Source organism: Janthinobacterium sp. GW823-FHT03B06 (assembly GCF_058796955.1).
Genome location: NZ_JBXAJE010000008.1, coordinates 148,857 through 163,153, shown reverse-complemented (window position 1 = coordinate 163,153; position 14,297 = coordinate 148,857). Strand labels below are relative to the sequence as shown.

The window sequence follows — 14,297 nt, the reverse complement described above, 5'->3', positions numbered from 1 at the left end:
GCGGTTGCCGTTGAAGCGGGGCTGCGGATAGCCATACGATACCGATGACGGCGCCCGACGTCATTGCATACAATAGCCACAATATTATTCAATCCAGCCAAAGTCATCCCATGCCCCATCCCCTTTTGCCCAGCATGCTGACGGCCCACCTGGGTCTGGACGACGATGCCTCCATCCTCGATTTCGACGTCGACGGCGTGCTGCGCCCCTTGCTGGCCGTGGGCCTAGCCAGCGTGCCAGAGGATGCGGAGCAGGCGCCGCACCAGCACCGCAAGGGGCAGCTGCTGTACGCCACGCGGGGCGTGATCCATTGCGAAGTAGAAAGTGGAGTGTGGATCGTGCCGCCCCAGTGCGCCGTGTGGATACCGGGCGGCCTGATGCATTCGGCGCAGGGCGTGGGCGAGGCCGAGTGCTACTGCCTGTTTATCGAGCCGGCCACGGCGCCGGCCTTGCCGGCCATCTGCTGCACCGTGGCTGTCTCGCCCCTGTTGCGCGAACTCATCACCAAGGCGGCCGGTTTTCCCACCCTGATCGCGCTGCAGGGCGCGCAGGAACGCCTGGTGGCCACCCTGCTCGACGAATTGGCGGTCGCGCCCGTGGAAGACTTGCATTTGCCAATGCCGCGCGATGCGCGTCTGCGCCGCCTGGCCGCCCTGCTGCTCGCGCAGCCAGCCGATAAAAGCACCCTGGCCGAGTGGGCCAGCCGCATCGGCATGAGCGAGCGCAGCATGACCCGGCAGTCGCTGGAGGAAATGGGCATGAGCGTGGGCCGCTGGCGCCGGCAACTGCACGTGATCCTGGCCTTGCAACGACTGGCGCAAGGCCACAGCGTGAAAGCGGTGGCGCTGGAACTCGGTTATGAAAATACCAGCGGTTTTGTCACCATGTTCCGCAAGGCTGTGGGCAAGCCGCCGGCCCGCTACCTGGCGGAACGGGAATCCGGGCGCGCATGAAAAAAGGCGGCATATGCCGCCTTCGTCCCGCATCGTCGCCGAAAATCAGACTTCGCGCGCCAGGGCCAGAAATTCCGTGCGCAGCGCCAGGTTCGGCTGCATCTCGCCCAGCATGGCCGAGGTGATGGTTTCTTCGCCCGGCGTGCGGATGCCGCGGCTTTCCATGCACAGGTGACGGCAGCGCACGACCACGCCCACCGATTTCGGTTCCAGCACTTCCATCAGCGCATTGGCGATCTGCATCGTCATGCGTTCCTGCACTTGCAGGCGCTTGGAGAAGCAATCGACGAGGCGCGTCAGTTTCGACAGGCCGACGATCTTGCCGTTGGGCACGTAACCGATGGTGGCCTTGCCGAAGAACGGCGCCAAGTGGTGTTCGCAGTGGCTGTAGACGGGGATGCCGCGCACGACGATCAGCTCGTTGTACTGTTCCGCGCCATCTTCAAAGGCTTTCAGCAAGTCCACCGGGTCCTGGCCATAACCGGACGTCCAGTGCTTCCACGCCTTGGCCACGCGCGCCGGCGTTTCCAGCAAGCCAGGACGCTGCGGATCTTCACCAAGGCTGCTGATCAGCCGGCGCCAGTCGTTTTCGGAGAATTCTTCTTGAGACATGCTAAACCACCCTAAAATTTTCAATTGCCGCCAGTATATAGAAAATGCGGCAGGCTGCCTGAGCAGCCCCAGCTTTACGACTGCGCCGGCGGCCGGTGCGCGCCGACCAGCAGCGCGGAAATCGACACGCTCGAACTCGCCTCCGGCCACGCATCGCCGGGGCCGAACCAGCGCGCCTCGGCGATCTCGTTCTCGTCGAGGCGGATCTCGCCATCGAGATAATCGGCTGTAAACGCGATCATCAGCGAATGGGGAAACGGCCAGGACTGGCTCATGAAGTACTGCAAGTTATGCACGCGCAAGCCCACCTCTTCCATCACCTCGCGGTGCACGGCTTCCTCGATCGATTCGCCCGCTTCCAGGAAACCGGCCAGCGGGCTGAAGCGCTGCGATGGCGAATTTTTATGCATCGCCAGCAACACCTGGTCGCCCTTGCGGATGAGCACCATCATGGCGGGCGAAATGCGCGGGTACGCGAGCATGCCGCAGGCGGCGCACGTAAAGCAGCGTTCGCCGCGCGTGCGCTGCATGGGCGTGGCGCACACGCCGCAATGGCGGTGCGTGCGCGCCCATTCGGCCAACTGCACGGCGCGGCTGGCCAGGCCCAGGAAGTCATCATCGACGGCGTTGAACAGCGAACGCATGCCGTGATACGCCAAGCCGCTATCGGCGGGCAACAACTCCGCATCCGTCCAGACCGTCTGGCAATAGCGGCCCTGCCACCAGCCCACGGGCTGGGCGCGGCTCAGGTCGATATCGAGCACGGCCACCTCGGTGGCAGTGGGCAGGGTCAGCCCGGGCATACGCAACAGCAGGCGCCCGCGGTGAAAGACGAATGTCAGCGTCTCGGTGGCGGCCGGGGCCGGTTCGGGCGTGTCGATCAGGGGGACGAAGGCAGGGGGAGTGTGCAGCATGTGCTGGGAAGAAATTTGTAAAGGTTGCTCATCATACTCCCGCTGCCAAACGCTTGCGCGCATAGCAGCGCCCGGGCTGCAAAGCAAGCATTCATGAGCCATGCGCGTGTTTTTTTTGCGCTAAGTCCAATCCGTTGCGTAAACGATACTGATAACGATTCTCATTTACGAAATAGCGCCCAGTTATTACAATACCGCCTATTCCGTCTCCATCGCCAGCCACTTGCCCGCGTGCCCAAGCACTGCGGCGCAGAGCCAGCCAGGAACCACTACCCTGACCTTATCGAGAGAGCAAGATGGCAATCAAGAGCCGCAAACACGCCCCAACCCGTTTCAACCAGCACATCGGCGCCGCCCTGGCCGTGATGCTGCTGCCCGTCGCCGCCCAGGCGGCCGACCCCGCCGGCCAAAGTGCCCCGGCATCGCAGCAAACCCTGAACGAAATCAAGGTCGTGGGCTCGAAGGAAAATGATTTCAAGGCCGAAAAAGCCTCGTCGCCGAAATACACGGAAGATCTCGTCAACACGGCGCAAACCATCGTCGTGATCAAGAAGGAATTGATCGAACAGCAAGGCGCGCTGACCCTGACGGATGCGCTGCGCAACACGCCTGGCGTCGGTACCTTCTTCCTCGGCGAAAACGGCAACACGAACACGGGCGACGCGGTCTACATGCGCGGCTTCGATGCCTCGGGCAGCATCTATGTCGATGGCGTGCGCGACGTGGGCTCCATCTCGCGCGACGTCTTCAACATCGAACAGATCGACGTATTGAAGGGCCCGGCGGGCACGGACAGCGGCCGCGGTTCGCCGACCGGTTCGATCAACCTGGTCAGCAAGACGGCCACCATGGAAAACAAGTTCAATTCGCTGCTGACGGCCGGCAGCGGCAAGCAGAAACGCGCCACGGCCGACTGGAACCGCATCATCGACGCCGATTCCGGCACGGCTTTCCGCCTGAACCTGATGACGCAGGACAGCGGCAATCCGGCGCGCGACGAAGTCAAGAACAAGCGCTGGGCCTTCGCGCCTACCGTCACCTTCGGCATCGGCAAGCCGACGCGCATCACGGCCAGCTACCTGCACGTAGATCAAAATAACGTGCCCGACGGCTTCGTGCCCACCATCGGCCTGCCCGGCTACAGCACGCCGGACAGTATCACGCCGACGAACAAGGTCATCCGCACCTTCCTGAATAGCGCCGCCAAGGTCGATCCAAAGAATTTCTACGGTTCCACCGCGGACCACGACAAGGTCAAGGCCGATATGGCTACCTTGCGCATCGATCACGATTTCTTGCCCAACGTGCAGATTCAGAACACCACGCGCTACGGCAAGACCAAGCAGGATTACCTGTTGACGGCCTTCATGGGCAGCACCGCCAACCTGAAGACGCCGGTGGCCACCGATCCGTCGACCTGGACCCTGGCGCGCTCGCTGCGCACCGTCAAGGATCAGGAAAACACGATTCTGACCAACCAGACCGTGGTCAGCGCGCAATTCGATACGGGCGTGCTCAAGCACTCCGTGGTGGCCGGCGCCGAATTCACCAGCGAAAAGCAGACCAACTACAGCTATGTGCCTGCCAGCCTGGGCACCATGCCGGACGCCAATCTGTACCATCCGAACCCGCGCGACCCCGTCACCGGCTACCAGCCCGTGCGCAGCGGCGCCTACAGCCAAGGCGAAGTCAACACGCAAAGCGCCTATGTCTTCGACACCATCAAGTTCGGCGACAAATGGATCTTCAACGGCGGCGTGCGCTTCGACCATTTCAACACCAGCTATGACTCCGTCACCCTGCAGACGGCCGTCGCCGCAGGCCAGGTGCAAAAACTGCCGGTAGGCACGCCTATTCCTGTTCACATCACCCTGAACGACACCTTCGCCAACGGCAAGATCTCGGCCCTGTACAAGCCGACGCCGGACAGCAGCGTGTATGCGCTGTGGGCCACCTCGAAGGCGCCGCCGGGCACCAACTTCACGCTGAGCACGGGCGCCAGCAGCGCGCAAAATCCGATGTATGATCCGCAGGAAACCACCACCAAGGAAATCGGCACCAAATGGGATTTCCTGAAACAAAAACTGTCGTTGTCGGCCGCCGTCTACCAGACGGACGTGAAAAATGAAGTAGAGCAAGATCCCGTCGACCTGATCTACTATCAGAATGGCAAGAAACGCGTGCAGGGCGTCGAAATGGGCATGGTGGGCGAGATCATGCCGAACTGGCTGGTCAGCGCCGGCTACACGCGCATGAATACCAAGGTCGAGTCGGGCAAGGTCGTCACGGCCAGCGGCATCAATAACCTCAGCTACACGCCGAAACAGGCGTTCACGGGCTGGACCTCGTACACCCTGCCCTTCGGCCTGAAGATCGGCGGCGGCGCACGTTACGTGGGTGAAATGCTGCGCGGCACCGATGGCGCCGTCGGCACGCCGGCCCGCGTGGATGCCTACTGGGTCTTCGACGCCATGGCAACCTACACCGTCAACAAGAACCTCGACTTGCAGTTGAACGCCTACAATCTGGCCGACAAGACCTATGTGGCGGCCATCAACAAGTCCGGCTTCCGCTACACGCCGGGCCAGCCCCGTTCGTTCAGCCTGACGGCGAATATCAAGTTCTAACATCTAGAGAACACGCATCGCGTCACATCAAGCCCCTCTTCGGAGGGGCTTTTTTATTGTCCTGATAATCTTGTCTTTTTGGCGCACCGCCGCCCTGCCGCGACTAGCGTATGAAAAGTCATACAGCGATGCGCTTGCGCGTCCAATATTTCGCGCAAACGTGCAAAGTTGCAACATCTAAGCAACAAAAAAGCTTCCTCAAATCAACAACTTAAGAAGTTAGGTTCCAAATTCCCATTTCAGGCATATCCTTTGCTATGTACAGGTTTTGCTGCAAATAATCGCTGGCACGCAAGGGCTTGTTTTTGAGAAATATTGACTCCAAGCTTGAGTTGCTCGCAATCAATAATCCGCTCACAGCGGCGTTTCACCGGAGGAGTCATAATGAAAAAGAAACGGCCATTAACCCTGTACATCCTGATTGCCATGATCCTCGGCATTGCCGTCGGTTATGGATGCCATTCCGCTTTCCCCGATGCGGACATGAGCAAGCAAATCGCTGGCAATATTTCCATCGTCACCGACGTCTTCCTGCGCCTGATCAAGATGATCATTGCGCTGCTGGTGTTCTCCACCCTGACGGTCGGCATCGCCCACATGGGCGACGGCAAGACGGCCGGCCGCATCGGCCTGAAAGCCATGTGCTGGTTCGTCGTCGCCTCGCTGGTCTCGCTGGCGCTGGGCATGGTGCTGTCGAACCTGATGCAGCTCGGTACCAACCTGGGCTTGCCATTGCCGGACGTACACGCTTCAACGAATCTGAAAACGGCCGCCTTCACCTTGAAAGATTTCTTCACGCACCTGGTGCCGAAGTCGCCGATCGAGGCCATGGCCAACAATGAAATCCTGCAAGTGCTGGTGTTCTCGATCTTCTTCGGCGGCGCACTGGCCGGCCTGGGCGAATCGGGCAAGACCCTGACGGCCGTCGTCGACCAGCTGGCGCAAGTCATGCTGCGCATCACCGGCACCATCATGAACCTGGCCCCGCTGGCCGTGTTCGCTGCAATGGCTTCCGTCATCACCACGCACGGCCTGGGCGTGCTGGTCACGTTTGCCAAGTTCATGGGCGGCTTCTACCTGGGCCTGATGTGCCTGTGGGCCCTGCTGATCGGCGCCGGCTTCGTCGTCATCGGCCCGCGCATCTTCAAGCTCGTCGGCCTGATCCGCGAACCATTCCTGCTGGCATTCTCGACGGCCAGCTCGGAAGCGGCCTATCCAAAACTGCTGACGGCGCTCGACCAGTTCGGCGTGGACCGCAAGATTTCCAGCTTCGTGTTGCCGATGGGATACTCCTTCAATCTGGACGGCTCGATGATGTACTGCACCTTCGCCGTGCTGTTCATCGCGCAAGCCTACGGTATCGACCTGTCGATCGGCACGCAGATCACCATGCTGCTGCTGCTGATGCTGACCTCGAAAGGCATGGCCGGCGTGCCGCGCGCCTCGCTGGTGGTGATTGCCGCTACCCTGAACCAGTTCAATATTCCGGAAGCGGGCCTGCTGCTGCTGATGGGCGTCGACCAATTCCTCGACATGGGCCGTTCGGCCACCAACGCGGTCGGCAATGCCGTCGCCACGGCTGTCGTCGCCAAGTGGGAAGGTGGCCTGGCCACCGAGGAAGAAGCAGCCGCGGCCAACGCGGCCAACCAGAACACGGAAAGCCATTGGGGCGAAGCGGATCACGCTAGCAAAGCCTGATAGCGCCATGGCCCGCCACAAGCGGGCTATTTATTTGTTGTCCATGTTGAGTAACAAGCAGTCAGGTAGTGCGATCAGTAGTCATTCCAACTTATTAGAGAGATTTTCATGAAAAAAGTCCTGTTTACCCTGCTGACCCTCGGCGCAGCCTCCACCGGCGCCATGGCCCAATCGAGCGTGACCGTCTACGGCGTGGCTGACGCCGGCCTGGTGTTCGACAAGGATGCGGCCGGAGACCGCCTGAACCGCGTCGCTTCCGGCGTCGCCTCGGGCTCGCGCATCGGCTTCAAAGGCAAGGAAGACCTGGGCGGCGGCCTGGCCGCCACCTTCGTGCTGGAAAGCGGTTTCAATATCGATACCGGCACCTCGGGCCAGGGCGGCCTGCTGTTCGGCCGTCAGGCGTATGTCGGCCTGACCGGCAGCGCCGGCGCCGTCACCCTGGGCCGCCAGTACTCGCCGTACTACCTGGCCCTGCGCGACGTGGCCGATCCGTTTGTCATCGGCCTGGCCGGCACGGCGTCGAACCTGATGGTGACGAATATCCGCGTCGATAACATGGTGCAATACAGCACGCCGACCTGGAGCAAACTGTCGGCCGACCTGGCGTACGGCTTTGGCGAAGTGGCCGGCGACAACGCGAAAAACCGCAGCATGGGCGGCGCCGTGCACTACATCGATGGCCCGCTGAACGTGACCCTGACGCACCACCGCAAGGAAAATGCGCTGGCGACCCAGCAAACGCGCAACACCCTGCTGGCCACGCGCTACGACTTTGGCGTGCTGCAAGGCAACTTCGGCTACGCCGACAACCGTGCCCTCGACAACAGCAAGAGCAACGACATCCTCGTCGGCTTCAGCGCCCCGTTCGGCGCCACCAAGCTGGTCGCCTCGTACATCCGCCACAACGACAAGAGCAACCTGAACCGTGATGCCCAGCAGTGGGCCATCGGCGCGTTCTACTCCCTGTCCAAGCGCACCGACCTGTACACCGGCTATGGCCACATCAGCAACAAGAACGGCGCCACCTTCGTCGTCGGCAACGCCACCGACAATGGCACCGGCAACAGCGGTTTCAACCTCGGTATGCGTCATACGTTCTAAGGACGTCGGCCAAAATCTACTGCGCGGCGCGCTTTGCGGCCGGCGATGCTCACCGTACTAAAGTACGGTTGCGCTTCTCGGCCACAAATCACTGCCGCTCGCTACGATTTTGTCGGACGTCGAAAGGTCCGTGAAATAAATGCGTAAATGCGCAGGCCGCCGGATGCATGTCCGGCGGCTTTTTTTTATGTTGAGACACATCAAGATGCGATACTGTGGGTTCTTGCAAGTTGGCAGCTGATTTTATGAATAGCAGTAACAAACCCACCCTTTCCTGGCGCCAGCGCCTGTCGCAACGGTCGGGCCGCGAAACGCTGGCCTGGGGCGTGGTGCTGGCCGCCTGCCTGGCCACCGTCTGGCTCGTGTATTTCTGGACGGAACGCATCGCCATCGGCAAGCTGCAGGCAAGCGGCGCGCAGCGCCTCGAAGTGTATGTGAGCAGCCTGGAAAACGCGCTGGAGAAATACGACTTCCTGCCCAAGACCCTGGAACTGAACCGCGACGTGATCCGCCTGCTGCAGCACCCGGAAGACCCGGTGCTGGTCGACACCGTCAACCATTACCTCGAGCAGATGAATGCCCAGGCGAAATCCTCGACCATTTTCATCAGCAACCTCGACGGCAACACGCGGGCGGCCAGCAACTGGCAGGGGCCGGACAGCTTTATTGGCGACAACATCTCGTTCCGCCCCTACGCCCAGGATGCCTTGCGCGGCACGCCGGGCCGCTTTTATGGCGTGGGCACGACGCGGCTGGAGCCCGGTTACTTCTTTGCCCACGGCATCTACCAGAATGGCCACATGCTGGGCCTGGCGACGGTGAAGGTGAACCTGGAAACCCTGGAAAAACGCTGGGTACAGGGCGCCGACAAGGTCATGCTGGCCGACGAGCACGGCGTGATCTTCCTCAGTTCCATGGCGGACTGGAAGTACAAGACCCTGGCGCCGCTGTCGCCCGCCATCGTCGAAGAACTCAACCGCACGCGCCAGTATTACTCGAAGCAGCTGGAAGCCATCCCTTTCGTTTCCGACCGCCAGCTGGGCAATGGCGCGCGCGTGATCAGCGTGCGCGAGCAGGAACACGCCGACACGCCACCGAAGACCAGCTCGAGCGTCATGACGCAGATCAAGCTCAAGTCGCCACAAGGCTGGACCTTCATTTACCTGTCCGACCTGGCGCAGGCGAAAGCCAGTGCGCGCGCGGCGGCCGCCTTCTCGTGCGTGCTGCTGGGCTTTTTCATGCTGCTGTTCTTTTACCTGCGCCAGCGCCGCGCGGCCGTGGCGCAAAAACTGCGCGCCCGCGAAGACTTGCAGCATGCCTACGACAACCTGGAAGCCATGGTCGAGGAGCGCACCTCGGAACTCAACGCCATGACGCAAAGCCTGAGCCAGGAAATCGAGGTGCGCAGCAAGGCCGAACAGAAACTCCACATCACGCAGAATGAACTTTTCCAAGCAGGCAAGATGGCCGTACTGGGACAGATGTCGGCCAGCATCACGCATGAACTGAACCAGCCGCTGACGGCGCTGCGCACCATGTCCGACAATGCCGTCATTCTGCTCGAGCGGGGGCGGCTCGACGATGCGCGGCGCAACCTGGCGAAGATCTCGCAAATTGCGGCCCGGATGGGAACCATTACGGGCCAATTGAAGATCTTTGCGCGCAAATCGACGACCAGCCTGACTTCCGTCTCGATCCCCACGGCGATCAGCAACGCCCTGTTCCTCGTCGAGCGCAGGCTGCAGGTGGAAAATGTGCGTTTTACTTTGCAACTGCCGCCCGAGGATATCTTCGCCATGTGCGAAAGCAACCGCCTGGAGCAGGTGCTGGTGAACCTGTACGCCAATGCGCTCGACGCCATGAACGGCAGCGAGGTGCGCAGCCTGCGCGTGGCCGTCGAATGCACGCCCGAGCACGTGCTGATCCACGTGGCCGACACAGGGCCGGGCCTGTCGACGGAAGTGTATGAACACCTGTTCGAACCGTTCTTCACGACCAAACCGCAAGGGCTGGGCCTGGGACTGGGACTGGCCATTTCCGAACAGATCACGCGCCAGTTCGGCGGCGTGCTGCGCGCCGAAAACGCCCCCGGCGGCGGCGCCATCTTCACCATCGAACTACAGATTGCAACGCAGGAGGAAAAACATGTTTGACGGCTTGAAGGTCTTGCTGGTCGAAGACGACCCCACCGTACGCGAAGGCAGCGAGCAGGCATTGCAACTGGCCGGCCTGGACGTGCTGGCCTTCCACTCGGCCGAACTGGCCTATAAACTGCTGACGCCCGATTTCCCCGGCATCGTTGTGAGCGACGTGCGCCTGCCCGGCATGAGCGGCCTGGAATTGCTGCAAGCGGTCAAGACGCTCGACGCCAACCTGCCCGTGATCCTCGTCACGGGCCACGGCGACATCACCATGGCCGTGCACGCCATGCGCACGGGCGCCTACGATTTCATCGAAAAACCGTATTCGTCCGACCAGCTGGTCGACGTCATCCTGCGCGCGCTGGAAACCCGGCGCCTGACCCTGGAAGTGCACAGCCTGCGCCGCCAGCTCGAGGACGGCGGCGGCATCGAAGCACGTTTATTGGGCAATTCCGTGGCGATGCGCGACATACGGCGTTTGATACTCGACGTAGCAGACGAACCGGCCGACGTGCTGATCTATGGCGATACGGGCACGGGCAAGGAAATGGTGGCCCGCTGCCTGCACGACTTCAGCCACCGCCGCAAGCACAACTTCGTCGCCGTCAACTGCGGTGCGATTCCTGAAAGCATATTCGAAAGCGAAGTCTTCGGCCACGAACCGGGCGCATTTACGGGCGCGGCCAAGCGGCAGGTGGGCAAGATCGAGCACGCGGATCAGGGCACGTTCTTCCTCGATGAAATCGAAAGCCTGCCCCTGTCCCTGCAAGTGAAATTGCTGCGCGTGCTGCAGGAACGCTATATCGAACGCCTGGGTTCGAACGTGCCCACACCCGTCGACGTGCGCGTCATCGCGGCGGCCAAGCTGGACCTGGAAGACTTGTCGCAGCAGCAGAAATTCCGCAGCGATCTGTACTACCGTTTGAATCTGATCGTGCTGCACCTGCCGCCGCTGCGCGAGCGGCGCGAGGATATTCCCATCCTGTTCGAACACTTCGTGCTGGCTGCCGCCGCCCGCTACAACCGCGCCGCGCCCGTCGTCTCGAGCGCCCAGATGCGCAACCTGATGGCCCATTCCTGGCCCGGCAATGTGCGCGAATTGCGCAATATCGCCGACCGCTTCGTGCTCGGCATCGCCGGCGGCGCCTCGAGCCTGCTGGCGAGCGCCCAGCCCAGCCCGTTGTCGCTGGCGGAGCAAGTGAACGGCTTCGAACGCGCACTGATCGAACAGGAACTGCGCGCATATTCGGGCAACGTCAGCGAAGTGAGCGCCGTGCTGGGCTTGCCAAAACAGACCCTGTATCACAAGATGCAGAAGTACAACCTGGTGGCCGAGGAGTTCCGCTGATCAACCGACCCGGCCCGTGCGCAAGGGCGTGACCCAGTCGGGCCGGCCGTTGGCCAGCGCCAGCCGGGCCGCCGTTTCCCAGTCGTACGCGACGGCGTGAAAGTGCGCCGTCCAGGCGCCATCGGCGCCCTGTTCCGCGATGGCATAGCGCGCGTGCGGCGTGCCGTTTTCCATCACGTGCGGATAGCCGTGGTCGTCGTCGTAGGCCTGCAAGCCGACGCTGCCCGGATTGACGATCAGCCGTCCATCGGCCAGGCGCACCTGGCGCGGCATGTGCGTGTGGCCGCACAGGATCAAGGCCGCGTCGGCCGCGCCGGCGCGTTCGGCCACCTCCTGCGGCGTGGCGGCGCGGCTGCCTTGCGGCGTGACGCTGTCGAGAAAATACACGAGATCGCTTGTCGGCGTGCCATGCACGAGCAGCACGTCTTTGCGCAAGCGCAAGGTGGCGGGCAGCGCCGCGATCCAGTCCAGTTGCTCCGGCAGCAGTTGCGCGCGCGCAAAAGCGTCGGACACGCCCATGCGGGCCGGGTCGCCGAACAATTGGCGCTCGTGGTTGCCGCGGATGGTGGGCAAGCCGAGCCCCATCAGGCGCGCCGCCGTGGCGCGCGGCTGCAGATGGCCCGAGACGATATCGCCCAGATTGACGGTCACGTCCACGTCACGCCGGGCGATGTCGTCCAGCACGGCCTCCAGCGCATCGAGGTTGCCGTGGATATCGGAAATGGCGGCGATTCTCATGTTCCCTCCTGTGCGCCCCATTCTGCGCGCGTCAGACGATACAGGCAATGGGTGCGCAATGCGTGTCCTGGCGGCAGGGCCGGATGCTCGAAGGTAGCAGCATCGCGGCGCATGCCCAGGCGCGCCATCAGGGTGCTCGAGCGCACGTTGGGCAAGGCCGTGAACGAGACGATCTCCGGCAGTTGCAAACGCTCGAAACCAACCTGCAGGGCGGCGTGCGCCGCTTCCTGCGCGTAACCTTGTCCCCAGTAATCGAACGCCAGACGCCAGCCGATTTCCACGCATGGCGAGCACGGCAATTGCGCGTCGGGGCTATGCAGCCCCGTCATGCCGATGAAGGCATTGTTTTCACGCAAGGTTACCGCCCATAAACCCCAGCCCCGCCCGGCGATCAATCCGCTGCAGCGCCGCGCCATGGCGTCGCTGGCGTCGCGCGACAGGGCGGCCGGGAAATATGCCATCACGCGGGGATCGGCATTCAGCGCCGCGAATGGCGCCAAGTCGCTGTCGCGCCATTGGCGCAGCAGCAAACGCGGTGTCGCCAGCTCGATGATTGCTTGCATCGTTTTCCTCTCCTCTAACCAGGACTTACATACGGTAGGACAAATCCGACGGTAATTTGCGCCGTGCGGCTACGTAATTCAAAAGTAACAATTGCTACCATTTCCTCATTGCACTGTTGCCCAAAACGTCGCGACAGTTTTCACTTTATTTTGAGGAGTTACCCCATGTCTGTCATGTCCGTGTCCACCCGCCTGTCCCCACCACGCCCGCACCACCTCGCCTTGCGCGGCGCCATGATGCTGGGCGTGCTGGGCATTGCCACGGCGGCCGCCACTGCACGGGCCGAGCCATCGCCCACGCTGGACCGTGTCAGCATCTCGGTGGGGGCGTTTTCCGCCGATCCGCGCATCAATATCGGCGCCGACACGCAATTTGGCCGCATCGACGCGCCCGAATCGAAGCAAAGCCATACGACCATCCCGCGCATCAAGGCGGACTTGCTGATCGGCGACCGCCATGGCCTGGCATTCGACTACTACCGCTACGACAAATCCTACACGCCAAGCCTGACGGGCGAGACCGTCATCAATGGCCAGCCCGTCACGGGAACGGCCACGGCAAATGCCGATCTGAAGCTGGACCTGGCCAAGCTGGCCTATAAATGGTGGCTCGGCAGCGGCAACGACACCTTGGGCATCGGTCTGGGCGCCGCCTATTATCATGCCAACCTGAACGGCACGGCCACCGGCGTCGTCAATGGCGAAACGGCCACGGCGCGCGATTCCATCGGCGAGCACGCGTTTGCGCCGCTGCTGGAAGTGGGCTGGCGCCATGCCTTCACGCCGGATTTGCGCATGTATGCGGAAGCGTCGGGCATCAAGAAAAATGGCGGGCGCATCAACGGCCACATCTACGGCGGCAATATCGGCGTGGAGTGGTTCCCGTTCAAGAATATCGGTTTCGTGGCCGACTACGGCATCTCGAAAATCAAGCTGCACCGCGACAGCGAACGCGATGCCGACCTGAACATCCGCCTGACGGGACCGTCAGCATATGTGAAAGTACGCTTCTAAACCGGCTCAGGCCGCCGGTTTCAGCAAAGTCAGCTGGAACTGCGGCAAGTCCGGGTCCTCGTACGCCTCGATCCTGGCAAACGGCAGGCGCGCAAATGCCTGCCGCCAGAACGCGCAGGCAGCGGCATCGGCGCGGAACATCGCCACCAGCCACGTCTGCTCGCTGCCCAGCAGCACGCGGCGTACCACTTCCAGCGCCACGCCCCGGCGCCGGTACTTCTTCAAAATAAAGAAGTCGCTGAACTCCTGCACCGGCAGCTTGCCCGCCACGCCAGGCTCCGTGATGAAAAAGCCCGCCAGCGCACCATCGACCTCGATCCAGACGGCAGTATGCGCGGGCGCATGCACATACTCGGCCAGCCCGGCATCGCACACATCGTAGCGACCGTCGGCCAGCACGTCTTCACCGCTCCAGGCGGTATTCTCATAGCAGTACAGCTGGAACAGCCGCGCCAGCACCCCTTCTTCGCCGGGCGCAACGGCGCGTAATATCATGTTCTGTGCGACTGGCATGGTCCCGTCTTTCCGACGCCTGGCGTCGCTGAAAATAGCGAGTGTAGCACCGGGTCACTCATCCCCCTGCTGCAT

The 14,297-nt window shown here is 62.1% G+C and carries 12 protein-coding genes; 7 read left to right on the top strand and 5 right to left on the bottom strand.

Features of this window, described 5'->3' with window-relative positions; all coding sequences use genetic code 11:
- Positions 1–134: 134 nt before the first annotated feature.
- Positions 135–953 carry an AraC family transcriptional regulator gene (locus AC1RBA_RS23555; RefSeq protein ID WP_070224821.1) on the top strand — a complete coding sequence of 273 codons (819 nt, stop codon included), beginning with the start codon at positions 135–137 and terminating at the stop codon, positions 951–953.
- Between the two features lie 45 nt (positions 954–998).
- Here the strand turns inward: AC1RBA_RS23555 and folE are convergent, their stop codons facing one another.
- Positions 999–1,565 carry a GTP cyclohydrolase I FolE gene (folE, locus tag AC1RBA_RS23550; protein ID WP_034781250.1) on the bottom strand — a complete coding sequence of 189 codons (567 nt, stop codon included), beginning with the start codon at positions 1,563–1,565 and terminating at the stop codon, positions 999–1,001.
- 74 nt (positions 1,566–1,639) lie between these two features.
- Positions 1,640–2,479, bottom strand: a complete 840-nt coding sequence (gene nudC / locus AC1RBA_RS23545; protein WP_492419949.1) for an NAD(+) diphosphatase — start codon at positions 2,477–2,479, stop codon at positions 1,640–1,642.
- 296 nt (positions 2,480–2,775) lie between these two features.
- On the opposite strand from nudC, the gene AC1RBA_RS23540 reads away from it, so the two are divergent.
- The 5 genes from AC1RBA_RS23540 (at position 2,776) to AC1RBA_RS23520 (ending at position 11,394) form a co-directional block, all read left to right on the top strand.
- Entirely contained in the window at positions 2,776–5,106 is a 2,331-nt protein-coding gene (locus AC1RBA_RS23540) for a catecholate siderophore receptor Fiu (RefSeq protein WP_492419948.1), read from the top strand.
- A 384-nt stretch (positions 5,107–5,490) separates the two neighbouring features.
- Complete coding sequence (locus AC1RBA_RS23535; RefSeq protein ID WP_070224793.1) at positions 5,491–6,804, top strand: dicarboxylate/amino acid:cation symporter; 1,314 nt, start codon at positions 5,491–5,493, stop codon at positions 6,802–6,804.
- 108 nt (positions 6,805–6,912) lie between these two features.
- Positions 6,913–7,905 carry a porin gene (locus tag AC1RBA_RS23530; RefSeq protein WP_070291925.1) on the top strand — a complete coding sequence of 331 codons (993 nt, stop codon included), beginning with the start codon at positions 6,913–6,915 and terminating at the stop codon, positions 7,903–7,905.
- Positions 7,906–8,150: 245 nt separating this feature from the next.
- The gene (locus AC1RBA_RS23525) at positions 8,151–10,058 is read left to right on the top strand and encodes a sensor histidine kinase (protein WP_230506448.1); all 1,908 of its coding nucleotides are present in this window, start codon (positions 8,151–8,153) and stop codon (positions 10,056–10,058) included.
- Positions 10,051–11,394 carry a sigma-54-dependent transcriptional regulator gene (locus tag AC1RBA_RS23520; RefSeq protein WP_070291921.1) on the top strand — a complete coding sequence of 448 codons (1,344 nt, stop codon included), beginning with the start codon at positions 10,051–10,053 and terminating at the stop codon, positions 11,392–11,394. Before AC1RBA_RS23525 ends, AC1RBA_RS23520 begins: the two co-directional genes overlap by 8 nt.
- On the opposite strand, the gene AC1RBA_RS23515 is transcribed toward AC1RBA_RS23520, so the two are convergent.
- Both AC1RBA_RS23515 and AC1RBA_RS23510 read right to left on the bottom strand, forming a co-directional pair.
- Complete coding sequence (locus AC1RBA_RS23515) at positions 11,395–12,132, bottom strand: metallophosphoesterase family protein (protein ID WP_492419947.1); 738 nt, start codon at positions 12,130–12,132, stop codon at positions 11,395–11,397.
- A complete protein-coding gene (locus AC1RBA_RS23510; protein ID WP_230506450.1) occupies positions 12,129–12,695 on the bottom strand; it encodes a GNAT family N-acetyltransferase in 567 nt (188 codons plus the stop codon). Before AC1RBA_RS23510 ends, AC1RBA_RS23515 begins: the two co-directional genes overlap by 4 nt.
- Before the next feature lie 165 nt (positions 12,696–12,860).
- Here AC1RBA_RS23510 and AC1RBA_RS23505 point away from each other — a divergent pair, with 165 nt between their 5' ends.
- Positions 12,861–13,709: a porin family protein gene (locus AC1RBA_RS23505; protein ID WP_083287919.1), complete on the top strand. Its 849-nt coding sequence runs from the start codon at positions 12,861–12,863 to the stop codon at positions 13,707–13,709.
- 6 nt (positions 13,710–13,715) lie between these two features.
- Here the strand turns inward: AC1RBA_RS23505 and AC1RBA_RS23500 are convergent, their stop codons facing one another.
- Entirely contained in the window at positions 13,716–14,222 is a 507-nt protein-coding gene (locus AC1RBA_RS23500; protein ID WP_141749994.1) for a GNAT family N-acetyltransferase, read from the bottom strand.
- Positions 14,223–14,297 lie beyond the last annotated feature (75 nt).